Annotated in this window: 19 protein-coding genes; 13 read left to right on the forward strand and 6 right to left on the reverse strand. The window is 58.8% G+C overall.

Annotation, left to right across the window (positions count from 1 at the left end; genetic code table 11):
* Positions 1 to 112: 112 nt before the first annotated feature.
* A complete protein-coding gene (locus QM780_RS11110; RefSeq protein ID WP_415070539.1) occupies positions 113 to 1,234 on the forward strand; it encodes a THUMP domain-containing class I SAM-dependent RNA methyltransferase in 1,122 nt (373 codons plus the stop codon).
* Positions 1,235 to 1,247: 13 nt separating this feature from the next.
* Here QM780_RS11110 and QM780_RS11115 read toward each other — a convergent pair whose 3' ends face one another.
* Together QM780_RS11115 and QM780_RS11120 are read right to left on the reverse strand one after the other, a co-directional pair.
* On the reverse strand, positions 1,248 to 2,507 hold the full coding sequence (locus QM780_RS11115; RefSeq protein WP_415070540.1) for an ABC transporter ATP-binding protein: 1,260 nt from the start codon (positions 2,505 to 2,507) through the stop codon (positions 1,248 to 1,250).
* Between the two features lie 20 nt (positions 2,508 to 2,527).
* Positions 2,528 to 3,370, reverse strand: coding sequence for an ABC transporter permease (locus QM780_RS11120; RefSeq protein ID WP_415072018.1), 843 nt, complete (start codon positions 3,368 to 3,370; stop codon positions 2,528 to 2,530).
* A gap of 994 nt (positions 3,371 to 4,364) precedes the next feature.
* Here QM780_RS11120 and QM780_RS11125 point away from each other — a divergent pair.
* The 3 genes from QM780_RS11125 to xrtE all read left to right on the forward strand — a co-directional run bounded on the left by QM780_RS11125 (position 4,365) and on the right by xrtE (position 7,351).
* Positions 4,365 to 5,078 (forward strand): hypothetical protein, encoded by a 714-nt coding sequence (locus QM780_RS11125; RefSeq protein WP_415070541.1) that lies wholly within the window; start codon positions 4,365 to 4,367, stop codon positions 5,076 to 5,078.
* 404 nt (positions 5,079 to 5,482) lie between these two features.
* The gene (locus tag QM780_RS11130; protein WP_415070542.1) at positions 5,483 to 5,659 is read left to right on the forward strand and encodes a hypothetical protein; all 177 of its coding nucleotides are present in this window, start codon (positions 5,483 to 5,485) and stop codon (positions 5,657 to 5,659) included.
* Between the two features lie 39 nt (positions 5,660 to 5,698).
* Positions 5,699 to 7,351 carry an exosortase E/protease, VPEID-CTERM system gene (gene xrtE / locus QM780_RS11135; protein WP_415070543.1) on the forward strand — a complete coding sequence of 551 codons (1,653 nt, stop codon included), beginning with the start codon at positions 5,699 to 5,701 and terminating at the stop codon, positions 7,349 to 7,351.
* Positions 7,352 to 7,366: 15 nt separating this feature from the next.
* Here the strand turns inward: xrtE and QM780_RS11140 are convergent, their stop codons facing one another.
* Positions 7,367 to 8,032 (reverse strand): TetR/AcrR family transcriptional regulator, encoded by a 666-nt coding sequence (locus tag QM780_RS11140; RefSeq protein ID WP_415070544.1) that lies wholly within the window; start codon positions 8,030 to 8,032, stop codon positions 7,367 to 7,369.
* A gap of 193 nt (positions 8,033 to 8,225) precedes the next feature.
* Between QM780_RS11140 and QM780_RS11145 the strand changes: the two genes are divergently transcribed.
* The 9 genes from QM780_RS11145 (at position 8,226) to cydX (ending at position 18,932) form a co-directional block, all read left to right on the forward strand.
* Positions 8,226 to 10,256 carry an FUSC family protein gene (locus QM780_RS11145; RefSeq protein WP_415070545.1) on the forward strand — a complete coding sequence of 677 codons (2,031 nt, stop codon included), beginning with the start codon at positions 8,226 to 8,228 and terminating at the stop codon, positions 10,254 to 10,256.
* On the forward strand, positions 10,253 to 10,462 hold the full coding sequence (locus QM780_RS11150) for a DUF1656 domain-containing protein (RefSeq protein ID WP_415070546.1): 210 nt from the start codon (positions 10,253 to 10,255) through the stop codon (positions 10,460 to 10,462). Before QM780_RS11145 ends, QM780_RS11150 begins: the two co-directional genes overlap by 4 nt.
* Complete coding sequence (locus QM780_RS11155; protein WP_415070547.1) at positions 10,459 to 11,358, forward strand: efflux RND transporter periplasmic adaptor subunit; 900 nt, start codon at positions 10,459 to 10,461, stop codon at positions 11,356 to 11,358. The genes QM780_RS11150 and QM780_RS11155 overlap by 4 nt, the downstream gene beginning before the upstream one ends.
* Before the next feature lie 99 nt (positions 11,359 to 11,457).
* Entirely contained in the window at positions 11,458 to 12,348 is an 891-nt protein-coding gene (locus QM780_RS11160) for a dienelactone hydrolase family protein (protein ID WP_415070548.1), read from the forward strand.
* Between the two features lie 272 nt (positions 12,349 to 12,620).
* On the forward strand, positions 12,621 to 14,267 hold the full coding sequence (gene cydD / locus QM780_RS11165; RefSeq protein WP_415070549.1) for a thiol reductant ABC exporter subunit CydD: 1,647 nt from the start codon (positions 12,621 to 12,623) through the stop codon (positions 14,265 to 14,267).
* The gene (gene cydC / locus QM780_RS11170; protein ID WP_415070550.1) at positions 14,264 to 15,943 is read left to right on the forward strand and encodes a thiol reductant ABC exporter subunit CydC; all 1,680 of its coding nucleotides are present in this window, start codon (positions 14,264 to 14,266) and stop codon (positions 15,941 to 15,943) included. Before cydD ends, cydC begins: the two co-directional genes overlap by 4 nt.
* A 75-nt stretch (positions 15,944 to 16,018) precedes the next feature.
* A complete protein-coding gene (locus QM780_RS11175; RefSeq protein WP_415070551.1) occupies positions 16,019 to 17,596 on the forward strand; it encodes a cytochrome ubiquinol oxidase subunit I in 1,578 nt (525 codons plus the stop codon).
* 4 nt (positions 17,597 to 17,600) lie between these two features.
* A complete protein-coding gene (gene cydB / locus QM780_RS11180; RefSeq protein ID WP_415070552.1) occupies positions 17,601 to 18,758 on the forward strand; it encodes a cytochrome d ubiquinol oxidase subunit II in 1,158 nt (385 codons plus the stop codon).
* Positions 18,759 to 18,782: 24 nt separating this feature from the next.
* Positions 18,783 to 18,932 (forward strand): cytochrome bd-I oxidase subunit CydX, encoded by a 150-nt coding sequence (cydX, locus tag QM780_RS11185; RefSeq protein ID WP_415070553.1) that lies wholly within the window; start codon positions 18,783 to 18,785, stop codon positions 18,930 to 18,932.
* Here cydX and QM780_RS11190 read toward each other — a convergent pair.
* The 3 genes from QM780_RS11190 to efeO form a co-directional block, all read right to left on the reverse strand.
* The gene (locus tag QM780_RS11190) at positions 18,920 to 19,948 is read right to left on the reverse strand and encodes a TonB family protein (protein WP_415070554.1); all 1,029 of its coding nucleotides are present in this window, start codon (positions 19,946 to 19,948) and stop codon (positions 18,920 to 18,922) included. The genes cydX and QM780_RS11190 overlap by 13 nt on opposite strands.
* 143 nt (positions 19,949 to 20,091) lie before the next feature.
* Positions 20,092 to 22,395: a TonB-dependent receptor domain-containing protein gene (locus QM780_RS11195; RefSeq protein ID WP_415070555.1), complete on the reverse strand. Its 2,304-nt coding sequence runs from the start codon at positions 22,393 to 22,395 to the stop codon at positions 20,092 to 20,094.
* 338 nt (positions 22,396 to 22,733) lie between these two features.
* Positions 22,734 to 23,552 carry an iron uptake system protein EfeO gene (gene efeO, locus QM780_RS11200; RefSeq protein ID WP_415070556.1) on the reverse strand — a complete coding sequence of 273 codons (819 nt, stop codon included), beginning with the start codon at positions 23,550 to 23,552 and terminating at the stop codon, positions 22,734 to 22,736.
* Between the last annotated feature and the right edge of the window lie 20 nt (positions 23,553 to 23,572).

Consider the following 23,572-nt stretch of genomic DNA (forward strand, 5'->3'; position numbering starts at 1 on the left):
GAGGCGAAATCTACCAAGGCACGGCCACGTCGGGATTCGCTGCTCCCCGGTAGGATGGGTGGGGCCTCAAAAATATGTCGATGTGGGCTCCGCTTCCAGTTATGCACGCCGAATGACCAAGCCGAGCAGCGAATTCGAAATTTTTCTCGTCGTGCCGCCGGGTCTCGAACCAGCGCTTCGCGATGAGGTTCGGGCGAACGGCTTCAAGAAGCCCTCAATGGCCACCGGCGGCGTCACGATAAAGGGCGACTGGCCCGAGGTGTGGCGGGCTAACCTTGTGCTCAGGGGCGCGACGCGTGTCATTGCACGCATCGCTACCTTCCGCGCATCGCATCTTTCTGAACTCGATAAGCGCGCGCGTCGTGTGCCATGGGGCGACGTGATGCGCCCAGACCGGGCCTTTCGTGTCGAAGCCTCGTGCAAAAGCTCCAAGATCTATCATTCCGGCGCCGCGGAAGAGCGCATTGAGCGAGCCATTCGGGAGGAACTCGGGGCGGCGAGCAATCCGGAAGCCGCCATATGCGTGCGGGCGCGGATCGAAAACGATCTTTGTACGATCGGTATCGATACCTCGGGCGATCTTTTGCACAAGCGCGGGCACAAGCAGGCCGTCAACAAGGCGCCGATGCGCGAGACGCTTGCCGCGATGTTTTTGCGGCTTTGCGGATACGATGGCAACGAACCGGTCGCCGATCCGATGTGCGGATCGGGAACCTTCGTTATCGAAGCCGCAGAAATCGCTGCCCGGCTGATGCCCGGCCGGTCGCGGCATTTCGCGTTCGAGGATCTAGCGACTTTCGATCCCGAGGCGTGGCGACACCTGCAGGCGGCGAGTTCGCCGATTGCGCCCGGCGTTCGCTTTTACGGCAGCGATCGGGACGCCGGTGCCATCAATATGAGCCGAGCCAACGCAGCGCGTGCCGGCGTCTCCGACTTCACGGACTTTCGTCAAAGCGCAATCGGAGATCTCGTCGTCCCTGACGGTCCGGCCGGACTGGTGATAATCAACCCGCCCTACGGAGATCGCATCGGCGATAAGAAACGCCTTCATTCTCTCTACCGTTCGCTGGGAGAGACACTCAAAGAACGGTTCGTAGGATGGCGTGTCGGCCTTATCACCAACGAACGTCAGCTGGCGGCGGCGACAGGATTGCCGTTTTCAGCGCCGATCGGGCCGATATCACATGGGGGCTTGCGCGTTGCGCTTTACCGGACCGGAGAACTCGATCAGTAGATTGACGACTGACCTAAGCCGCCGATGCGTCTTCAATTTTGACTGATCGCCATGTCCCGGGCCAGTCGAGATATCCAACAGCCGATACCGACGGCCGTAGTGGATCGGCGTCTGCAAGACCAAATCCCAGGCTCAAAACGTCTTGCTTGCTGTCTAGTTCTTCGTGCCAATCCGCAAGCCATGCCGAGAGGTGATATCTGCCCGGACGGATCGGAAGCCGCCTAGCTTCGCAGCGAAGTGTGCCGGATGTCAGGCCCTTTGCTATTTCGCCGCTCGAATGAAAGCGGCTGTCCGAGCCCCATAACGGCTCGCCGCTGTCGGCACGGAGCATGACGCCACCGACGGCCGCTGGAAGCGGGCGCGGCGAGACGAATGCAATATCAACGATCAAGTCTCCGCGTGCCAACGCATCGCGATCCACGATGATCGAGACAATGGACGGTCGCGTTGGGTTCGTTGCGAAGGTGATCGCGTCGCTCGAACTGCTGGAGTTGATATACTGCCGTGCCACAGCTTCCACTGAGCCGTCGCCAATGACTTTGCCGCCAGCTAGCAGCAGGGCACGATTGCAGAGCGATCGAACGGCCGCCAGGTTGTGGCTTACAAAGAGAACAGTGCGGCCTTGTCCCGCAACGTGCTTCATCTTGCCGAGACACTTTTGCTGAAACTCGGCGTCGCCCACCGCGAGAACCTCATCGACGACGAGGATTTCCGGCTCCAGATGGGCCGCCACCGCAAAGGCGAGGCGGACGTACATGCCGCTGGAATAGCGCTTTACCGGCGTATCGATAAACTTCTCGACCTCGGAAAACGCGACGATTTCATCGAATTTGCGACGAATCTCGGCGTGTTTCATGCCGAGAATTGCACCATTCAAATAGATATTCTCGCGCCCGGTCAGTTCAAGATGAAAGCCGGTGCCGACTTCAAGAAGACTGGCGACACGGCCGGTGATTTCGACGCGGCCCATACTCGGCTCGGTGATCCGGGACAGGATTTTCAAAAGCGTCGATTTTCCGGCGCCGTTACGTCCAACAATTCCGACGACGTCACCATGACGCAATTCGAACGACACATCTCGCAACGCCCAGAATTCTTCTACCTCGTCGCCGACGATGAGCTGTCGCCCGCGTACCGCGTCTAATGTTGCGCGCGTCCAATTCTTCGCCGCCCTGAGCGCGACGTCTCGCAGAGCCGAATAGCGCTCTTGCCGGTGATGCCCGATCAGATACTTCTTCGACAATTCTTCGGCGCGAATGACGGCGTCGCTCATTGTTCAGATTTTCCCTGGGCTCAGACGAGGTCGGCGAATGTGCGCTCGGTGCCTCGGAAGTATCTCACTCCAATCCAGAGCATCAACGCGGTCGTCGAAAGACTTGCCGCAAATCCCGGAATGTAGAGGCGGCTCGCGTCGCCGAGCAGCGACCACCGGAAGCCGTCGATGACACCAACGACGGGATTGAGGCTAAACCAGATACGCATGCTTTCTGGAACGACCTCGCTCGAGAAGCCAACGGGCGAAACGTAAAGTCCGAATTGGATAACGAACGGAATGATGTATCGCATATCGCGATATTTGACGTTGAGGGCCGTGATCAAGAGGGCGGGACCAAGGCTCGCCAGAACTGCGAGGACGATAAAGAGCGGCAGGAACACGACATGCCAATTCGGCAAATATCCGTACCAAGCCATGAGGCCGACGAGAATCGCGAGATTGGCAAGAAAGTCGACCAGCGCCACGACACCTGCGGATGCCGGCACGATCATACGCGGAAAGTAAACCTTGCTGATGACGTGAGCGCTGCTGATCAGGCTGTTGGATGCCTCGCTCAAAATACTTGAGAACAGGAACCAAGGCAGCATGCCGGCGAAGACGAGGATGGGATAAGGAACATTGCCGTCGCTCGGCAACTTGGCGAGCTTGCCGAAGAGAACGGTGAAGATGATCATAGTCAGCAGCGGCCGGATAACGGCCCAGGCTGCACCGATGACGGTTTGCTTGTATCTGACGGCAATATCGCGCCATGCTAAAATCGCGAAGAGTTCGCGATAGTGCCAGAGATCGGACCAATAGTTGCGCTCGGCGCGCCCGGCTTCGAGAACTAGCAGTCGTGGTGTTCGCTCGTGTGTCGAGATGGGTGCCTCTCTCGCTCAACGGAATTGGGATTCAGAGCGCGCGCTTCCGCCCTCTCCATGGCCATGGAGTCGGCGCACGATTGATGTGGGCGATGAAGTCAAATCTACCGAACAGCGGGTGAAGTAATCACCCGGCTTCGGAAGAGATAAACATCTGAAAAACTTACCGGCCGAATCTGAATTCAGCTTCTGGTTGCACTTGTTGCCAGATGGAGACGTGGCTCGTCAACGGCTTTTTCTGCGGTGCCGAAAACGTGTCAGTGCTCTGCATGTCCGGCGCTGCGTCTTCTATCTAGCGCCACCATTAACCGCCTTGATTTACCAAGCCCCGCATCGCGTCTCGCAAATCAAATTCGCAATACATATTGTCCGTATACGCTTTGTTATCCGTTGCTGGATTCCGAAACCGCAACGCCTCGCACGGGCGGCCTGAAGACGAGACGGACAATTGGAAACGATCCGTCAATCCTAACGAGAGATTCGCCAGCATCATCGATTTGGTACGGCTACGGAGAGTGCAGCATTTTCTAATATTTTCTCGCGAATTTCATATGTTCTGCTGACAGGGGAACGCACAGACGTGACCGGAGAGGGTCGAACCAGAGATGCGACGACTTCCCCGCGGAGATTGCGAAGGCCGCGGTCGTTGCAGACGTGGCAATTGCATCCGATCGAAACCCAATCCGGCGATTTGCCCGTTTTCCTCGCTAATCCTGAGCAGCCACCCGAGAGCGACCGAGAACTGCCAACCTCAGCAAGCGATCTGAAAAGTCGAGCTCGACAGCTTAAAGAAAATTCTACGGTTGCCCTGAACCGGCAATATCAATCGGCCAAAAGCAGTCTTCATTCCGCCCGTCGGAGGATGGCCGACGCACTTCGGATCCGTGTACCGAAAACAGTCAATGAGCAAATTCCGAGGTTCGCGCTGATTGCGCTGATTGCGCCAGCCGCAATCTTTTTGACGTTCGGACGCGCACCCTTATCCGAGAAGCATGTGAGCGTCACCAGCAGCGCTTCGTTGCCGGCTCCTCCTGTATTGGATCCTGAAAAGCGTCTCAACTTTGCGCAGGGCTTGCACGATCGTCTGCTCGCGAGTGCCATCGAAGGAAGCCTCGACCCGCAAAAACTTGCGGACGCAGATGCTGGCAATGCCAATGAGGCTGCCACGGCGGCCGCATCTCAATCGACGAACGATCCAGTCGCAGCCGATGCCGGTGATTTATCGCAAATCGCGACGGATGATCAGATGATGAGCTTGCCGTTCAATAGCCAAGCCTATACGTCGGGCGAGCTTCCGAGATCCGCGGAAGATTCATTCCGGGCGGAATATGCGATGTCGGATATGATGGCCATTCCGTCCGACCGGGCAGCCGTCGCGGAGAACGAAGAGCAGCAGACGGTTTCTCCGCCGCCGAAAGTTGAGAGGAACCCGGGCAAGAGAAAAGTCACCGCTCAGAAGCGGCGTCCACCACAAACCAATCAAATGACTGCGGCCGCCGCTGCCAATCCGCCGGCGGCCACGCAGCAACCGAATTTGCCACCACCGCCCCTTCTTTTCTTCCTCGGCGCGCCGCCCCCAACAACGCAAGGGGCGCCAGTTCCCCAAGCTCCGGCGGCAGCGCCAGCGCCTAAGCCACAGACCGCATCACCGCCGAATAATTCGTGGGTGCCGGATAGCCTCTCGGACGCATTTAAAAACGCGTACTAAGCGACCGACGTACCTCACCGGCGCTTGAAGTAGCGTTCGCGGAATACAAAGCGCCTCACCCCTTTTGTTAACCATGCCGAATGCCACTCGCGCAAATTCGCGCCACGCTTCCGCGCGGCAAAAGCTCTTAAAGCCACTGGCACGGTAGCTGCAGATCAGCGTGGACCGAGTTCGTTTCGGTCCGTTTTCCGGGCGGTTTGGGCGGTCTTAACTGCGATGTCTTGGACGCAGCAGCAGCACTGTCCCGGCGCCGGACAAACAAGCCACCCTCGAACGTACGACCTTCGTAGGATTTTCATTGTGAGACAATCTCGTTGCGATGTTAACCCTTCGTTTAGGACGTTCTTGATGACGGGGCCGACGCGAATTAGTTGCGACAGCATGCGTATGCGTAGGAGGCTGCAGTGCAGTTCATCGTCGATTGCTTCATTGTTGTTTGGCACTGTGTGGGGGGCGGGTCGGGCGACCCGGGTGGTCCGCAACCGGCGCCCGAAATCAACGCAGCCGGCAGCGTTGCCGCGATCGCACTTTTGCTCAGCGTCGGCGCGATCATCTATCGGCAGATGCAGGAACAGCGCTGAGCGCTTACGCGCTGCCGCATCCTGGCGGGAATTCCTGCGATGATGAGGGCAGTGTCGCGTCCGTTCGCTGCGGGCGCCCGTATCAATTCGTTGCTTGCGCTCGCCGCAATCGAGTTTCTTGCGACGCGACTATTTGCGCCGCTCCCCGACGTCTGGGACCTTTGGCCCGTCGTGGGGGTGGCGCATGCGATCCCAAAGATCTTTCTGCTTTCGCTTGCGATTTTCGCGGTGCTCAGTTGGCAGAGGCGCGCCGAGATCTTCGCTGCCTTTTGCCAGGAAACCAACGATCGTGAAACGCTTGCTGCAGCGGCCACCAGCGCATCGGCTGTATTAATAGCGCTCCTGGCCCGCTCGTTGCTGGCGGAAGGAAATCCCGTCGATGTCGATGCCGTCGCTTATATCTATTCCGCGGCCATTCTCGTCGCATTTACGAGTTTCGTACTCGTCGCCGCCCCTCTCTCTTTTTGGGACGCGGTTTCCAAATTTTCCTCGACTGAGTTGTGGTTATCCCCGGTATTGGGCGCATTGGGCTTCGCAGCCGGTTCGATCCTCGATCGCGAGCGCGGAAGCATTCTCTCTGAAGATACCTGGGCGCAGCTTTCCGATGTGACGCTTCAGCTTTCATATTTCATCCTGAAGCTGTTCGATCCCGGCGCCTTCATGGATCCGGCAACGCGCGTTCTTGGAGCGGAGAATTTCAGCGTCAAGATTTATGCGGCCTGCTCGGGATACGAAGGCATGCTGCTGATCGCGGCGTTCCTTGTCGGATACATGATCGTCTTCCGGCGAACGCTGAAATTCCCGAACGTTCTCGTTCTCTTTCCGATGGCGATGGGAGCAATATGGCTTCTCAACAGTTTGCGGATCGCGCTTTTGGTCTTCATCGGGACCCACTTTTCGCCCGACGTCGCACTTAACGGATTTCACTCTCAGTTCGGTTGGATCAGCTTCTTGCTGGTTGCCATTACGATCATGACGCTCGCGCAGAGGACGAATTTTTTTGGGACTGAAGCCTCGGTGGACCGAGAGCCGACGCACCACGCAGTCACCGCGCGCAACACGGCCGAGCCCAATCCCGCTTTGCTTTATCTCGCTCCGTTCATCGCGCTCATGGCTGGACAGATCGCGACGCGGATTGCCGCTCCGCATGATTTTCTACTCTATCCGGTGAAGGTGATCGCTGTTGGACTAGCGCTCTACGCGCTTCGAAACGTCTACAAGCGCATGTTCCGCGCGGCGGCCTGGAGTTCGGTTTGGCTCGGTGCCGTGGCCGGTATCTTTTGGATCGCGACGGACCCAGGCGCGGGAGCACCGACGCCTCTCGCAGTATCGCTGTCGACGTTAACGCCCCTCGCACTCGCTTCGTGGCTCGTCTTCCGAGCTATCGGCACGATCCTCATGGTGCCGATAGCGGAAGAACTTGCCTTTCGCGGGTATCTTTATCGCGCCCTTCAGTCCTCGCGCTTTGAAAACGTCGACTTCCGCGCGTTCAGCCTGGTGGCGATGGTGGTTTCGTCCGCACTGTTCGGCTTGATGCATGACCGCTGGTTGGCGGCGGCGTTGGCAGGCGCGCTTTATGCTCTCCTCATGCTGCGCCGTGGCCGGATCGAGGACGCTATCGCCGCCCACATGACGACCAACGCGGTCATCTTCTTTTGGGCCGTCGCGGCCGGACAGTGGTCCCTTCTGTAGAGACCGAGGCGCAGCCTACTTTCCAAACACAAGGTCGAGCTGCATTTCGAATAGCTCACCGATGTCGACCGGATGGGCCCGGTCTAGAAACTTATTGATGACGATGCCCGCCCAGACGGGCGCCACAAGCAAGTAAGGATTCTTGACCAGTCGGTCGTCTTTCAACTCGCCTGATTTGCGTGCCGCGATCGCGAGACTTTTGATTTTCTGCAGGAGAGGATCGATCACATCTCGGCGATAGATATCGGTGATTGCTGGAAAGTGCGATCCCTCGCTGATGACCATACGGGCAATATCCGCCCGGCTTTTTTTCTCTATGGCGCGAATAGAAACGACGAGGGTCCGCCGCAGAAATGCCTCGACAGTTTCACCGGGTGCGCGCTTCGCATCATCGACGTCGATGTGAGCATTGACGATTTCTTGCTGGACGACGGCCGAGAACAGAGCCTCCTTGGCCGGGAAATATCGATAGATCAAACCCTTTGCGACACCGGCACGCTTGGCGACGCTTTCAATCGTCGTGTTGGCGAAGCCACTTTCGAGAAATTCAGCCAGTGCTGCGTCGACGATCGATTGGCGGGTATGGGCTGTTTTCTCCGGGCTGGCTCCGCGCCTTCGGATGACCGGCTTGCGGCTTGGGGCGATGCGCGCGGCGGCGGCTGCCTGTGGAGTTTTTGGCATCTCGTTCACTTCGAGGTTCGGCACGGATACCCAGGCGATTTTTGACGGGGACCCATGCGTCCAGCGCATTCTCGGCGGCGGACGGTCATATTGACAAAAGTGACTGTGCGGTCATTTATGCCATCACGGGTACGATAGATCAAGCTCCGATATCTTTGCGGCTTAGCGGCCAACCTTTTTCTTGGTACGTGCAATGTCACTGCCGAACACGCAGCAATGGATTTTTTCGCTGAAAACAATGACAGCAGCGCTCCTCGCGTTGCTGATCAGCCTTTGGATTCCGCTGTCCAATCCATATTGGTCGGTGGCCACCGTCTATATCGCGTCCAATCCGTTGTCCGGGGCGACGAGATCGAAGGCCGTTTTTCGCGTCATTGGAACGTTGCTAGGCGCGAGCGCGGCAGTCGTGATGGTGCCAAATCTCTCCAATGCGCCTGTTCTGCTGGTGATCGCATTGGCCGTTTGGTCGGCGGTCTGTCTCTACATATCTCTGCTCGACCGGACGCCAAGAAGCTACATCTTCATGCTCGCCGGATATACGGCTGCGCTGATCGGGTTTCCGACTGTTGGCGTGCCGGGTACGATTTTTGACGCAGCGCTATCGCGCACCGAGGAAATCATCGTCGGCATTTTATGCGCGGCGGTCATATCGAGCATTGTTTTTCCCCAGCCCGTCGCGCCTGTCATCGCACAGAGGCTAAAGGCATGGCTCGGCAATGCCGACCAAAGCGCCCGCGACGCGCTGCAATTGACGACGGGGCCATCGGCGGATGCGCACCGCCTGCGTCTAGCGGGTGATACCGGCGAGATCGAAAATCTCGCCACGCATCTCATTTACGATGCAGGCGGACATCCCGAAATCATCCAACGCATTCACGACATCCGGCCTCGGATGCTGATGCTCATTCCAATTCTGTCATCGATCGCCGATAGGCTTCATGAGCTTTCGCTGCTCGGCGGGCCGTCCGGCAATGCGCAGAAGCTCGTTGACCGCATGGACGCATGGCTTGCGCCGGAGAACTCCGACAACCTCGAAGAGCTCGATCGGCTGACGAAGGATATCGGCGTCTCGATCGAGGCCAATAGGGCACATTCGGGATGGCGCGATCTTGTCGAATTCAGTCTTTTGATGCGTTTGTCCGATCTGGCCGCCATACGGTCGGACTGCCTTGACGTTCTTAGGAGCATAGAAGGAGGTTCGACCCGCACGCTCAGGCCGCTTTCATATCCGATCGCAAACCTTGCGACTATGACGCGTCATTATGATCATGGACTGGCGTTCCTGTCGGCGTTTGTCAGCTTCGCAACGATATCAGTATGCTGCACATTCTGGATCCTAGCGGCGTGGCCAGAGGGCGGCTATGCCGTACTGATGGCTGCCGTGTCCGGTAATCTTTTTTCCGCGCAGGACAATCCAGTTCCCTCAATCGTCGTGTTTGCCAAATGGTCGGTCGTCGCTATTGGTCTCTCGGCGCTTTACGTGTTTGTGCTTCTTCCTCATGTGCATAATTTCGAAACGCTAGCGCTGATCCTCGCCCCGTCACTCATCGTGTTCGGGATATTGATTTCGCGACCGGAAACGATGCTGATCGGACTTTCTCTGGCGATCAATATGATCGCGATGATCGGGCTGCAGGTGACATTTTCTGTCGATACGGCGACGTTCTGGAACAGCAGCATCGCCACCTCAGGCGGCGTAATTCTCGCGGCAGTGATGTCGTCTTTGCTGCGCACACTCGGGGCCGAATGGAGCATACGGCGGCTCGCAAATGCCAACCGCGCCACGCTGGCCGAAATCGCCGGCGCTCAAAGCGTGCGCGACGATGCGCGCTTGACGGGCGTTATGCTCGACAGGCTCGTGCTCCTGGCGCCACGGGCAAAGGCTGCCGGTCATAGAATTCCGGGTGCCATCGGCGAGTTGCGCGAGGGCTTCAACATTCTCGATCTGCGCCGTTCACGCGCCGGGCTATCGGCGTATTCACGGCGCAGGATCGATGCCGTTCTGCTGATGCTGAAGCGGCATTATCAGACGATCGGTGCCGACGCGGCGTCCGATCTCGTCCTCGCTGCGATCAACCGCGCGCTCGCCATTGTCCGGAACGACCAGAACCCGTCGGCGCGCGATGCCCTTCTGGGCCTCGTCGGATTGCGGCGTTCGCTGTTCCCGGACCGCTCCCCGCCGCAACTGTCGCACGGGCCGGTCTATCTGGAGGCGGCGCAATGAATGAAGAGATGAGCTTCTTCGGCGTTTTCGTGCCGTCCATTCTTGTGTGTTCGATCTTATCGTACGCGGCAGTGGTGGTGATCGCGAGGATCATGCGGGCAACGGATGCCTATCGTTTCGTCTGGCATAAATCGCTTTTCAATTTCGCGATGTTCGTTTGCATTCTTTGCGTCACCGTACTCCTCTTCTCACAGGCCCGGACATGAATATCCCACTCAAGGTATTGTCGCGTTTTGCGGTTACAGCGGTCATCGTATGCTTTGCGGCCGTTGCCGGATGGCGGCTGTGGGCTCATTACGAGCTTGAACCGTGGACACGCGACGGGCGCGTGCGCGCCGATATCGTTATGATCGCTCCTGATGTCTCGGGACTCGTGAGCGACGTGCTCGTCCACGACAATCAAGTCGTTCATAAGGGCGATGTGCTTTTTCGCATCGATCGGGACCGGTACGTACTAGCGCTCCGGCAGGCGGAAGCGAATGTCGAAGGCCGTGTGGCCGCCCTCGATGCGGCAAAGAAAGACCTCGTGCGCTATAAAAACATGACATCGATCGCTGTGAGCGACCAGAAAGTCGAACAGGTCACCGCGACGGAGGCGCAGGCGGAAGCGGATCTCCACCGGGCGGAAGCTGATCGGGATTTGGCGAAGCTCAATCTCGATCGCTCGGAAGTGCGCGCTTCCGTCAATGGGCCGATTACCAACTTCGATTTGCAGCCGGGAAATTACGTGACTGCGGGCAAAGGCGTTGCAGCGCTGATCGATCAGGATTCCCTGCGCGTCGAGGGATATTTTGAAGAGACAAAGCTCGCGCTTATTCACATTGGCGATAAGGCGACGGTGCATCTCATGGGAGAAGATAAACCGCTTCTCGGCCATGTCGAAAGTATCGCTGGCGGCATCACGGATCGCGATCGCGGCTCAGGTGCGAACCTGCTTGCTGACGTCAATCCGACCTTCAGCTGGGTTCGCCTGGCGCAACGCATCCCGGTGCGCGTCGCGCTCGATCATGTTCCGGAAGGCGTTCGACTGGTCGCGGGGCGCACGTCCACCGTCATTATCGAGCCGGACGAACAGCGCGCCAGCGCAACGGCAAGCAAATGATCGTGTTCGCGCGGCAGCCGCGGTTCTGCCCGGCGAGAAAGTGATGCTATCATCCCGCACCGGTTCAACGACTGAGCAAATTTTCTCGGGAGTTCAAAGATGGGCGGCCATGATCATGTTGCATCCGACTTCATCGGTCTCGTCAGGCGCGCGAAGCTTTCCCGCAGGCGTTTCATGACAGCATCCGCCGCGGCGGCCGCGGGATATACGCTTGCGGCCGGTCCGGTGAATGCCACTGCGATCACAACCGACAGTAAAGGATTGGAAACCGGCACCGCGCGAATTGAAACGGCCGAAGGGGCGATGCCGGCTTATTTCGCCCGGCCAGCCGGAACAAAAAATCCTCCGGTCGTCCTCGTCGCGATGGAGGTCTTCGGCCTTCACGAATACATCAAAGACGTAACGCGCCGCTTGGCGAAGCTCGGACTCTTTGCGGTCGCGCCGGATTATTATTTTCGCCAGGGAGACCTAGCAAAGATCAGCGATATCCAGCAATTGATGCCGCTTGTGAACTCGAAGCCAGACGCCCAACTCGTCGCCGACCTCGATGCAACCGTAAATTGGGCAAAGAGCCAGGGCGGCGATACATCACGGCTAGGCATCATCGGATTTTGCCGCGGCGGCCGCACCGTTTGGGTCTATTGCGCTTCCAATGCCAACGTGAAAGCGGGCGTGGCGTTTTATGGCTCGCTCGTCGATCCATCTAGTCAGAAGTCGCTTTGGCCGAAAAGTCCGATCGAGCTGGCGCCGGAAATGAAAGCACCGGTTTTGGGACTCTATGGCGGCGCCGACCAGGGCATACCGGTATCGCAGGTCGAGACGATGAAAGCGGCTCTCGCCGCTTCCGGCAAGACAGCGGAGTTCAAGATCTATCCCGACGCGCCACACGGTTTTCACGCCGACTATCGGCCGAGCTATGATCCGGACGCAGCGAAGGATGCCTGGAAGAAGATGGAAGAGTGGTTCAGGCGCTGGTCCATACTGTCATAAAGACGGTCCGCGCTTCCGAGACCATTTGTCGGCGCGGACAAGCATCGCGGCCCTTTCAAATCCGACCGATTTTTTCGACACGCATTAAGGAGCCGGTGCACGAAGGCGATTTCCAGTTGCCGGTTAAATCCCGATAGGCAACGTTGACGTCGATCAATGTTGCTTTGTGCATTGCACACCAATGATCCGGCGGATTTCGCCGGGGAAAGGCCAAAGGAATGGCGTCTCGAGCCACCGTGGCTGTTGAAAAATCTGGCCTTTCAAACCGACCCATGACTCGGGTCAATCTCGGGAGCGCCATACTTCAGATTGCAGCTTCAGTCTTGTGGGTGCCGCAGGCGGCACTGATCGCCACTGCGATCGGCAGCGTCGCGACTGGGAATGGGCCGGATGTCGGCGCCTGGGCTGCGGCGGGAGTCTTGGTCGTCGGCATCGTCCGGGCGATCGTGGATGGCGTCGGAAATCGGCTAGCGTTCCGTGCGGCGCGGAGTGCCGTCACCGGACTTCGCAGCAAGGCGATCGCAGCGCTCGCAGCACGCTCGCCCCTAGACATCGGTCGGCCTGAATCGGGGCGGGCGGCGAGTATCATCGCCGAGCAGGCCGAGGCCGTTGTGCCTTATATCGCCCGCTTCGAAGCCGTCCGATTGCGCGCCACGATCGTGCCCGCTGTCCTTTTTATAGCGATTTTGTCGCTGTCGTGGGCGGCCGCACTCGTCCTTCTCATCGCGGCGCCGCTTATTCCCATCTTCATGGCTCTGATCGGATGGCGCGCGCAAGCGGCAAGTGAAGCCCAGCTCGCCAAGTCGGGCGACATGAACGCCTTTCTTCTCGACAGGCTGCGTGGAATGGCGACCATACGAACGCTTGACGCAGTGGACGCGACGGCGCGGAGGCTGCGCGCGAATGCCGAGGATCTGCGCGCGCGCACGATGGCGGTCTTAAGAATTGCTTTCTTGTCTTCGGCCGTTCTCGAACTGTTTTCGGCGCTCGGCGTCGCAATGGTCGCCGTCTATATCGGATTTCATCTCCTTGGGCAGCTTCCATTCGGAACCTGGGGCGGTCCGCTCGACTTGGCGCAAGGTCTTTTCATCCTGCTTCTGGCGCCGGCTTTTTTCGAGCCGTTACGCGATCTGTCGGCGGTCTGGCATGACCGTGCCTCAGGACGCGCGGCAATCGAAGCTCTCGAGGGCCTCGCGAGCGGGGGAAAATCGCTCATCGCCTCGGATCACCAGGAAACTCGAAAGCCTACGATCTGGCAGGCACCTGCGAGAGTGACGATCGAAAATCTCGACTTTCGGTATGACGAAAGCCTGCCCCTCGTTCTTGATGGTTTTAATCTGTCGGTTGCACCGGGCGAACGTGTCGCTCTCGTCGGATCCAGCGGTTCGGGCAAATCGACGCTTCTCGCATTGCTCGCAGGTCTTGCGCGTCCGACACGGGGTTCGATTTCCATCGCCGGCCGTCAGCTGACCGACGAAACCATCGCAGATCTGCGAGACGGCATCGCCTGGATCGGCCAGCATCCTCATATCTTTGCCGGAACTCTGGCGAGCAATGTCGCGCTCGGGAGACCCGTCGGCCGCGCGAACATCGTGAAGGCACTGAAGTTCTCCAAACTCGATGAGCTGGTGCAGACGCGCGGACCGGACGCAATCGGTGAAAACGGCGTCGGGATTTCGGGAGGCGAAGCTCTTCGTCTCGCGCTCGCCCGTGTGATGGTTCGGCCGCAAGCCCGGCTCATACTGGCCGATGAGCCGACGGCTCACCTCGACTCGGCAACGGCAAACGACATTGCGGAGAGCTTGCTCACGCTCGCGAGTAACAAGACGGTGATCATCGCCACTCACGATCTTGCACTTGCAAAGCGCATGGATCGCATCGTCCGGTTGGGCGACTGGCCGCTGGAGAGAGCTGCATGATTGAGGCACTTAAGCCAATTCTGGTGCTCTTTTGGCAAGGTCCGCGCGCAAAGCTTTTATCCGGGCTGCTGCTGAGCGCTGCGACGATCGCGAGCGGTCTGGCCTTGCTCGGGCTTTCAGGCTGGTTCATCACTGCTACGGCCGTCGCGGGTGCAACAGCAGCGTCGGCGCTGGCGTTCGACGTGTTCTCGCCTTCCGCCGGCATCCGTTTCTTCGCACTGGCGCGCACCGCGAGCCGTTATGGTGAGCGCCTCGTCACGCACGACGCCACTCTCGGCGTGCTCGCTGAACTTCGCGAGCGGTTGTTTCGAGGCTCGGCTGCCGTACGCGAGGCGGAGAAACTGCGGATGCGACCGGCAAAGCTTCTTTTCCGGCTCACGCAGGATATCGACGCGCTCGACTCGCTTTATCTCAGAGTGCTTGTTCCGATCGGCGCTGCAATCATTTCAGCGGTGGCCGTCGCGGTCATCTTCGGATTGCTGTCGCCGAACACGGGGGCCGCGGCCGGCCTTTTGCTGCTGTTTGCCGGTTTGGGAATTGCCTTTATAGCAGCACGGATCGCCGAGCGACCATCGCGGCGCCGGGCTTTTGCACTCGAGGCGCTGAGATCACGCGTCATTGATCTTGTCTCGGGGCAGACGGAACTCGTCATGGCAGGACAGATCGGCGCGCAGCGGCGAAACATTCTCGAACAGGATCGCAAGCTCGCGGCGGCCGACGACAGGCTCAATATCATCGAGAGCCTCTCTGGCGCAGGGTTTGGCATAGCGAGTGCCATTCTCGTCGCCTCCGCGCTCTTGCTAGCGACGGCTGCCGTGCACGCCAATGCGATCAGCGGACCGGTTGCGGCGCTTGTCGTTCTTGTTTCCATCGCGGCACTTGAGCCATTCAATGCATTACGCCGCGGCGCCATTGAGTTCGGGCGCACGATCAATGCAGCGCGGCACGTGGGATCCCGGCTTGCACCTTTCAATGCAGCCTCCGTTCCCACACCCGAAGAAGGTGTCGCCTGTTCGATTGAGTCTGTCTCGGTCAAATATGCGAACGCGGCGCGCCCGTTGATTTCCGATCTTTCATTGCTCATTCCTCGGGGCGAACGCTGCGCGATCGTCGGCGTCAGCGGCTCAGGAAAATCGACACTGATGGCATTGATCGCCGGTGAGATTTCTCCTGACTGCGGCTCCGTCCGGCGGCTGCCTGCGACGCTGCTCACTCAGCGCACCGAACTCTTTGCCGATACTCTGCGCGATAACCTGCGGCTAGCGTCCGCCAACGCCAACGATGCACGGCTGCGGGACGCGATTTCATGCTCGGGACTGAAACCGTATCTCGATGCGCTCCCGAACGGGCTCGACACCCATCTCGGCGAAGGCGGTCTCGGTCTTTCGGGCGGCGAGGCCCGCCGGCTCGCGCTTGCTCGGCTTTTCCTCCGAGATACACCGCTTTGGCTTCTCGACGAGCCGACGGAAGGACTTGATGCGGCGACTGCGCGAGATGTCATCGGGCGCGTTGCGGACAATGCGAACGGCCGTACGCTGCTTATTGCGACGCATATCCGACTCGAAGCAGAGATTGCGGATCGGCTGCTGGTAATGGAGCGCGGGCGGATCGTCGCCAGCGCTGACCGCGGCGACCCACAGTTCAATTGCATTCTCGCAACATTGAGACACGACTGACGACCGAAACTCGGTGGCGTCTTAAGGGCGCCGCCACTTGGGCAGGAGGCTGGCGGAACGCCGGAGAGAGGTAAAATGGAACTCGATATCGTGGCGCTATCGCGCCTGCAATTCGCAACGACTGCGCTCTATCACTTCTTGTTCGTTCCGCTGACCTTGGGTCTCTCTATCATCGTCGCGATCATGGAAACGGTCTACGTGATGACCGGCCGCCATATCTGGCGACAGATGACCAAGTTCTGGGGAACTCTGTTTGGCATCAATTTCGTGCTTGGCGTTGCGACGGGCATCGTCATGGAATTCCAGTTCGGAATGAACTGGAGCTATTATAGCCATTATGTCGGCGACATCTTCGGCGCGCCGCTGGCGATCGAAGGATTGATGGCGTTCTTCCTTGAAGCGACGTTCGTCGGTCTGTTCTTCTTCGGCTGGGATCGGATGTCGAAGGTCGGCCACCTCATCGCGACATGGTGCGTTGCCGCGGGGTCGAATTTGTCGGCGCTCTGGATCCTGATCGCAAATGGCTGGATGCAGAACCCGGTTGGCTCGGCGTTCAATCCGCAAACGATGCGCATGGAAGTGACCGATTTCTTCGAGGTCCTCTTCAATCCGGTGGCGCAGGCGAAGTTCGTTCATACCGTATCGGCGGGATACGTCACCGCGTCGGTATTCGTGCTCGGCGTTTCAGCCTGGTACCTTTACAATCATCGCCACATCGCGCTCGCCAAGCGATCGATGACGGTGGCTGCTTCGTTCGGTCTGGCGTCGGCGCTTTCCGTCGTCGTGCTCGGTGACGAAAGCGGATACCTTTCGACCGAGCATCAGAAGATGAAGCTCGCAGCGATCGAGGCGATGTGGAAGACTGAGCCTCCGCCGGCTGCTTTCACCCTGTTCGGCTTCCCGGATCAGCAAGCACGAGAAACGCATTTCGCGGTGCATATTCCGTGGGCCATGGGATTGATCGGAACGCGTTCGCTGACGACGGAGATACCGGGCATCGAAGATCTCGTCGTGCGTGCAAAGGATCGCATCCGGCAGGGCATCATGGCTTACGATGCCGTGCAGCAGATTTGCGCCGCAAGCGACCCTTCGGCGATCCCTCAGGCGGCGCGCGACTTGCTCGAAAAGAACGGGCAAGATCTGGGCTATGCGCTGCTGTTGAAGCGCTATGTCGATGATCCGCGCAAGGCAACGGATGTGCAGATCGAACAAGCGGCGTGGGACACGGTGCCAAACGTGCCGTCGTTGTTTTGGTCGTTCCGCATCATGGTTGGACTTGGGTTCTTGTTCATAGCGCTCATGGCGACGTTCTTTTACCTGTCGGCGAGACGCAAGCTCGACCAATATCCCTGGCTTCTGCGGCTGGCGGTTTTCGCCATTCCACTGCCGTGGATCGCCGCCGAATTCGGATGGGTGGTCGCGGAGTTTGGGCGGCAGCCGTGGATCATCGAAGGCATTCTGCCGACGGCAGCCGGCGTTTCGAGCCTTGGCGCTTTCACCGTGCTTCTGACACTGCTCGGGTTCATCGCGATCTACACGGTTCTGTTCATCGTGGAGATGGGTCTCATGATCCGTGCCATCCGCTCGGGGCCACAACCCGACGATGAGCCAGAGGCGATCCTCGTTTCTCCTTCACTGGTTGCTGCGGAGTAAAGCAATGATACTTCATCAACTCATCGACTACGAAACCCTCCGCATTATCTGGTGGGTTCTGCTGGGCGTTTTGCTCATAGGCTTTGCAATTATGGACGGTTTCGATCTCGGGGCAGCCGCGCTCCTGCCGTTCGTTGCCAAGACCGATCTCGAGCGCCGGGTCGTCATCAACAGCATCGGGCCGACTTGGGAAGGCAACCAAGTGTGGCTCATCCTTGGCGGCGGAGCGATCTTCGCCGCTTGGCCACCGCTTTACGCCGTATCGTTCTCGGGATTCTATCTCGCGATGTTTGCGATCCTGTTCGCGCTGATCCTGCGTCCGGTTGGATTCAAGTATCGGTCGAAGCGCGAGGACGTGCGGTGGCGCACAACCTGGGACTGGGCGCTGTTCGTGGGCGGAGCTGTCCCGGCTTTGATCTTCGGCGTGGCGGTCGGAAACGTGCTGCGCGGCGTGCCGTTCCACTTCAACGGCGATCTCCGGATTTTCTATGACGGCACGACGCTCTTCGAACTTCTCAACCCGTTTGCGTTGCTGTGCGGGCTGGTCTCGGTCGCGATGCTCGTCATGCATGGCGCGGCGTGGATCATTCTGAAGACAGACGGTCCGGTTGCCGAGCGCGCTCGCACATACGGAGGCATCGCGGCTCTGCTTACCGTCGTGCTGTTCCTTCTGGGCGGAATAGCGACGTGGATTGCGGTCGATGGATATCACATCGTCAGCACGGTCAATCCGATGGGTCCATCGAACCCGCTGGCAAAGACCGTTACAAAAGCCGCCGGTGCGTGGTTTGAAAATTATGGCACACAGCCGGTGACGCTGCTTGCGCCGTTGCTCGGACTGGTCGGAGCGTCTGGAGCTTATGTCTTCATTGGCGCCCGACGTGAGGTGGCTGCGCTTCTGGCATCGTCGCTGTCGATTGCAGGCATCATCACGACCGTCGGTGTCTCGATGTTCCCCTTCATTCTCCCGTCTTCGGTCGATCCCAATTCAAGCCTTACTGTTTGGGATGCATCGTCTAGCCACATGACACTATTCATCATGCTCGTCGTGGCGGTAGTCTTCGTGCCGATCATCATCGCCTACACTTCGTGGGTCTATCACGTAATGTGGGGCAAGGTTGACGAGAAGGCGATCCGCGATGACCGCGGTCACGCTTACTGAGACATTGGAAAGGAGACATCGCTCATGTGGTACTTCGCTTGGCTCCTCGGCCTTCCGCTCGCCGCGGCGTTCGCCGTTCTCAACGCCATGTGGTATGAGCTGGTAGAGGACTTGGCTTCCGCCCGCGCACAACAGAAACCCGCGCCGGTAAAGGGCGGTGCTCAGCGGAAATAGAACGGGATGACGTAAGCGAGCTGCGCGGCCGTCAGATCCGACGGCGGCTCGCCGAACGGCGCGGACTTGCGCACAACAGCCAGCGCGGCGGCGTCAAGCGCCGCGCTGCCCGAAGACTGGGAAACGCGCAGATAACTGATCTCGCCATCGTTGGAAATTCCGAACGAAACACGGACAGTCCCGCGCACGCCGTTGCTCGCCGGTTTGTTACGCGCCAATTGCGCGCGGACCATAGCCCCATACGTTAGGGCATTGCCGCGACTGGCAGAAACCCGACCGCTCAGTGCGGCCTGCTCCGCGTTCGAGCGAGACGTTGAGCTTCCAGCGACTTGCTGATGTGATTCCTGCTGCGGTGTTTTCTTTTCCTTCTGGTCTTCTTTTTTCTTTTCTATCGTCGCCTGCGTGTCTTCCTTCGTCTCGACCGCGTCAGGCATCTCTTTGACTTCGGTTTGCGCGATTTGCGCTGCCTTGATTTCGCTGACGGCCTGTTCCGACCCGCCGCCGCGGATGACAGGTAACGGATCATCGGTTTTGGCGAGTGCCGTCGGGGTCACATCGGCGACGTCAATTGGTTTCGGCGGCGGTTCGTCGGAAACGGGATTGGTTTCGGCCTCGGCCAATTCCTGAGGTTTCGATTCGACTGCCTGTACGCTGCCGGCCTGAGATGCAGCGGCAGCCGACGACGCCATCTGGACGCTCTCAGTCGAGATCGATTCCAGGACGACCGACTGTTCCATCGAAAGACTGAACGCATCTGTCTTGTCCGCGAGCGTTCCGAATTCCTCGCCGGAATCGCGCGCGAACATCGAAGCTATGATACCGCCGTGCAGCGCCACCGAAATCGCTATCGTGGCAAAAAGGAGCTTCCGGGAGGCCTCTGTGCCTGTTCCAAGAGCCTTTGCAATCTTGAACGGCGAGTGGACGTCGGCTTTCTGAGTAGCGCCATCCCTGGCTGACTTGGTGAAGGCAAGCGAAACGACGTTATTGCGGGCGGTGGCCGCGCGCCGTTCTGGCACCGTAGCTCGCAAGCGCGGCATTGGTCGATCATTGCGTTCGATGAGCGTCACCGGCGCTCGCCTCCAATTACAACACTTGCACCGGCAGATATCTCCGCCGGTGCCTTCATTCTGGTTTTGCGTCGCCGCGTTCGAGACGCGACTTAGAACTTCGCCTTCGTGGTCAGCAGGAACGTGCGCCCGCGGCCGGTCTCGTCGGGTGCGTTTGCGCCCGAGGGCCCTGCGCTAAGTGCCGGGGTATAGGCCACGTTGGTAAGGTTGCTGACCGTCAGGCCAACGTCGATGTCGTCGGTGACTTTGTAGTTGGAGAAGAGATCGTAGACCGAGTAGCCGTCGTAGAATGCCGGATCGTTGAAGAGATCCGAATTCAAATCTCCCGATTGGCTGTTCGATACGAAATAGGCGCGCGCGCCGACGGTGAGCCGTTCGTCGAAGAACCTCACACCGCCCGTCACGGTGGCGATGTCGCCCGGCAAATAGCTGTGAAGGCCGAGCCCATCGAGTTGCGAGGGAAGCGTGGTGTGATTGTGGCTGTAGCTCAAGCCCGCGAAAAAGTAGCCGGCGTCATAAGTGCCCTGCAATTCGACACCCTCGACCTTCGATGTGCCGGGGTTGTTGGCGTAGAACCAAAGCAGCCCGAACGGATCGACTGTGCTCGCCGTGATGTAGTTCTCGACGTCCATCGTGTAGTAGTCGCCCTTGAAGCGGAACGAGTTGCCGGGCTTGAAGAGGCCATCGATTTTCGAATTGAAGCCGAATTCCCAACCTGTCTGCGTTTCGGGTTCGAGATAGGGATTGGGAGCAAACTGCGTGGGATCGCCGCCGGTCTGCGGATGGACGCCGCCCAACAGCGTTTCTGAAACCGTCGGAGCGCGGAACGAATTGGACCACGTCACATAAGGCTGGAACCATTCGACCGGCTTGATCGCCAAAGTCAGCTTGGGGCTGAAGCCGCCATCCGACCTATCGACGCTATAGGGACCAGTCGTGAGAAACGATGGCAGAGTTGGCGTATAAAAGAAGCCGCCGCCGAAATTGATCGTGTCGACGAAGACGTCGCCAGAGCCTTTGAGACTGAAGTCGTCGTAGCGTAGGCCGACGATGAAATCAAAAATGCTCTTGGAGAATGTCGTTTCCGAAAATGCGCCGCGGATGGTCGAATCTCCGGAGGGATTTACGCCGCCTTTCGCTTCAGGATCGAACCTGTTGCTGGCGTCGACATCGTCGTGGAAGTATTCGTACCCGTAGTTCGATTTGACGAAGATGCCACCAAGATTGAACAGCGAGGTGTTCTGGACGTCGAAGCCAAGGCCGAGATCGTTGATCTTGCGTCCGGCGGCGGCGGATGCACCATCGACGCCGTTGTCATACTTCATCGTGAGGTCGCTGCCGGAAAACCCCGCTTGGAAATGGATGAGATCGTTGCCGATGGGATCGTACGTGTACCTAGCGGTGTAGATCTTGGAATCGATGTTCTGATCGTACGAATTTGCGGTGAAGTCGTTGTTGTACAGCACAGTGCCGAACGACAGCCGCTGCTCGGGATCGATCTGAATGTGGACTTTCGCCAGGCCCGAAATCAAATCCTGATCTGTATAGGGCACGCGCTGGCCGAGGCCATTGTCGTAATCATCGACATTGTGCTTGCTGATTGCACCGACGACGCTGACGGCACCGCTTCTGATAGCGCCCGCACCCATCTCGGAAAAACCGACACCGTTGCTACCCCAGGACGAGATCACGGTAGCGCCGTAGTCTCGTCCGGGCTTCAGCACGTCGTCGACGTCGATCGTGCGCAGATCAGCCGTACCTGCGAGCGCGCCCGCGCCGCCCGCCGTCGAAACGGCGCCGCGCTGCACTTCGATGCTCGCAAGAAGCAGCGGATCGACGTATGCGAAGCCCGATGCCGTGTGACCGGTGAACCTGAAATTCTGCCGAACGCCGTCGATCGTCGTGTTCACGCGGCCTTCGCCCTCGAAACCGCGGATATTGACAGCAATGCCCGGGTTGTTCGGATCGTCTGCGGTCGAGACACCGGGCATGGCGCGAAGAACGTCTTGAACGTTAGTCTGTCCGAAGGTCTGAATTTCACCTTGGCCGGCGACGCTGACGCCTGCTGGCGTGCTGTAGGGCGCGTCGATTTTTGCCGCCTGGTTGCCGCCGTAGGTCGGTGCCGGCGGCGGCGTTTGCGGAGTTTCCGCGGCTTGAACCGGTGCGGGCTTGGACTTCTTCTTTGCGGCGCTCGACTTTTTCGCCTGCGCCCCTTGCACGTCGATGCCGGGAAGCTGAGTCTCTTGCGCGAATGCCGATCCGGTCAAGACGAGTGCCGTCGCGGAGACGGTCAGCGCCAGAGCGGCCTTGCCAAACCCCTTGAGCGCGAAGCCTTGGCTAGGCTCCCGCCTTATCGAGCCTGTCCTATGAAAATCGTCAGCACTACGCACAGCCATTCCATCGTCCCCCGTAATTCCCAAGTTGATTCGGGGCTGGCTGGCTCGGCGCTTAAGCGCTCAATGGCGGGCTTGCCTCCTCCTTGCAAAACCTCCCCCCGGAGGGTGATCGCAATGAAGATCCCGGCAGGCGCCGGGCTGAGCAGGACAGTATTAAAGTCTACAATATGAGTCAACAATAAGACGCCGTTAACCTGTGTTATTTGAGCGACAAATGCTTTGTCTTTTTAGGTGAGCCGACGTGCCCGCGAAGCAGTTGCGGCCCCGGCACCGAGTTCGTGTGAAACGAATTCTCGGTAGCGGGGCCGCCAAGAGGCAATCGAATTTTTGATCGGTTCTCAGTTCAAGCCGAGCTTGCCGCGCAGCGTCGAGAGATCGGTCGCCAGAGCATTGACCTTGGCGGCGAGAACCTTGCGGTCATCCTCGGTCAGCTTGTCATACAGCTCATAACCGTCCGCCGTCTTATACTTGCCCAGCGTATCGTCGACGACCTTGAAGTTCGCGTCGACTTTCTTCACGAAATCGGCGTTGTCCTTCTCGATCAGCGGTTTCACAAGTTCATAGATCTTCTGAGAGCCATCGAAGTTCGCTTTGAAGTCCCAAAGGTCGGTGTGGCTGTAGCGATCTTCCTCGCCAGAGATCTTCGTCGCGGCGACTTCCTCCATCAGTGCTGCAGCACCGCCGACAACGGTCTCCGGCGGGAACGTCAGGTTCTCGATGCGGTGATTTAGATCTTTAACGTCGGCGAGCAGCTGATCGGCGTAGGGTTCAAGACCCTTGGTGCTGTTCTCCGTCCAAAGGCCATATTCGATGCGATGGAACCCGGAAAACTTCGCATCTTTTTCTTTGCCTTCGAAATCATCGGCACGCGCGTCGATCGTGTGATCGAGATCGGAGAAAAGCTCGGCGATCGGCTCAATGGATTCATAGTCCATGCGTGTCGGCGCGAAGAGGGTCTTGGCCTTCGCAACGTCACCCGCCTTGATCGCCTCGGTGAATTTCGTCGTGTTCTCCAAAAGCTTCTCGGTATGATCGGCCACGTAGCTTTTGTAGGCGGCGAGTGGCTCGACGAGCTTCGAATCTTCCTCGGAAAATGCCGGTGCCATATAACCGAACGCAGCTACAAATGCTGCCGCGGCCAAAACGTGATGTTTCATCTGTGTTCCCTCCATTGAGC

The organism is Hyphomicrobium sp. (assembly GCF_047600905.1).
Lineage (GTDB): Bacteria > Pseudomonadota > Alphaproteobacteria > Rhizobiales > Hyphomicrobiaceae > Hyphomicrobium_B.

Excerpts from the sequence above, each read along its gene's own strand:
- QM780_RS11150 (WP_415070546.1), top strand. The coding sequence starts at position 10,253 with ATGAATGAAGAGATGAGCTTCTTCGGCGTTTTCGTGCCGTCCATTCTT.
- QM780_RS11160 (WP_415070548.1), top strand. The coding sequence starts at position 11,458 with ATGGGCGGCCATGATCATGTTGCATCCGACTTCATCGGTCTCGTCAGG.
- cydD (WP_415070549.1), top strand. The coding sequence starts at position 12,621 with ATGACTCGGGTCAATCTCGGGAGCGCCATACTTCAGATTGCAGCTTCA.
- QM780_RS11115 (WP_415070540.1), bottom strand. The coding sequence starts at position 2,507 with ATGAGCGACGCCGTCATTCGCGCCGAAGAATTGTCGAAGAAGTATCTG.
- QM780_RS11155 (WP_415070547.1), top strand. The coding sequence starts at position 10,459 with ATGAATATCCCACTCAAGGTATTGTCGCGTTTTGCGGTTACAGCGGTC.
- cydX (WP_415070553.1), top strand. The coding sequence starts at position 18,783 with ATGTGGTACTTCGCTTGGCTCCTCGGCCTTCCGCTCGCCGCGGCGTTC.
- QM780_RS11175 (WP_415070551.1), top strand. The coding sequence starts at position 16,019 with ATGGAACTCGATATCGTGGCGCTATCGCGCCTGCAATTCGCAACGACT.
- xrtE (WP_415070543.1), top strand. The coding sequence starts at position 5,699 with ATGATGAGGGCAGTGTCGCGTCCGTTCGCTGCGGGCGCCCGTATCAAT.
- QM780_RS11110 (WP_415070539.1), top strand. The coding sequence starts at position 113 with ATGACCAAGCCGAGCAGCGAATTCGAAATTTTTCTCGTCGTGCCGCCG.
- QM780_RS11195 (WP_415070555.1), bottom strand. The coding sequence starts at position 22,395 with ATGGCTGTGCGTAGTGCTGACGATTTTCATAGGACAGGCTCGATAAGG.
- QM780_RS11140 (WP_415070544.1), bottom strand. The coding sequence starts at position 8,032 with ATGCCAAAAACTCCACAGGCAGCCGCCGCCGCGCGCATCGCCCCAAGC.
- cydB (WP_415070552.1), top strand. The coding sequence starts at position 17,601 with ATGATACTTCATCAACTCATCGACTACGAAACCCTCCGCATTATCTGG.
- cydC (WP_415070550.1), top strand. The coding sequence starts at position 14,264 with ATGATTGAGGCACTTAAGCCAATTCTGGTGCTCTTTTGGCAAGGTCCG.
- efeO (WP_415070556.1), bottom strand. The coding sequence starts at position 23,552 with ATGAAACATCACGTTTTGGCCGCGGCAGCATTTGTAGCTGCGTTCGGT.
- QM780_RS11145 (WP_415070545.1), top strand. The coding sequence starts at position 8,226 with ATGTCACTGCCGAACACGCAGCAATGGATTTTTTCGCTGAAAACAATG.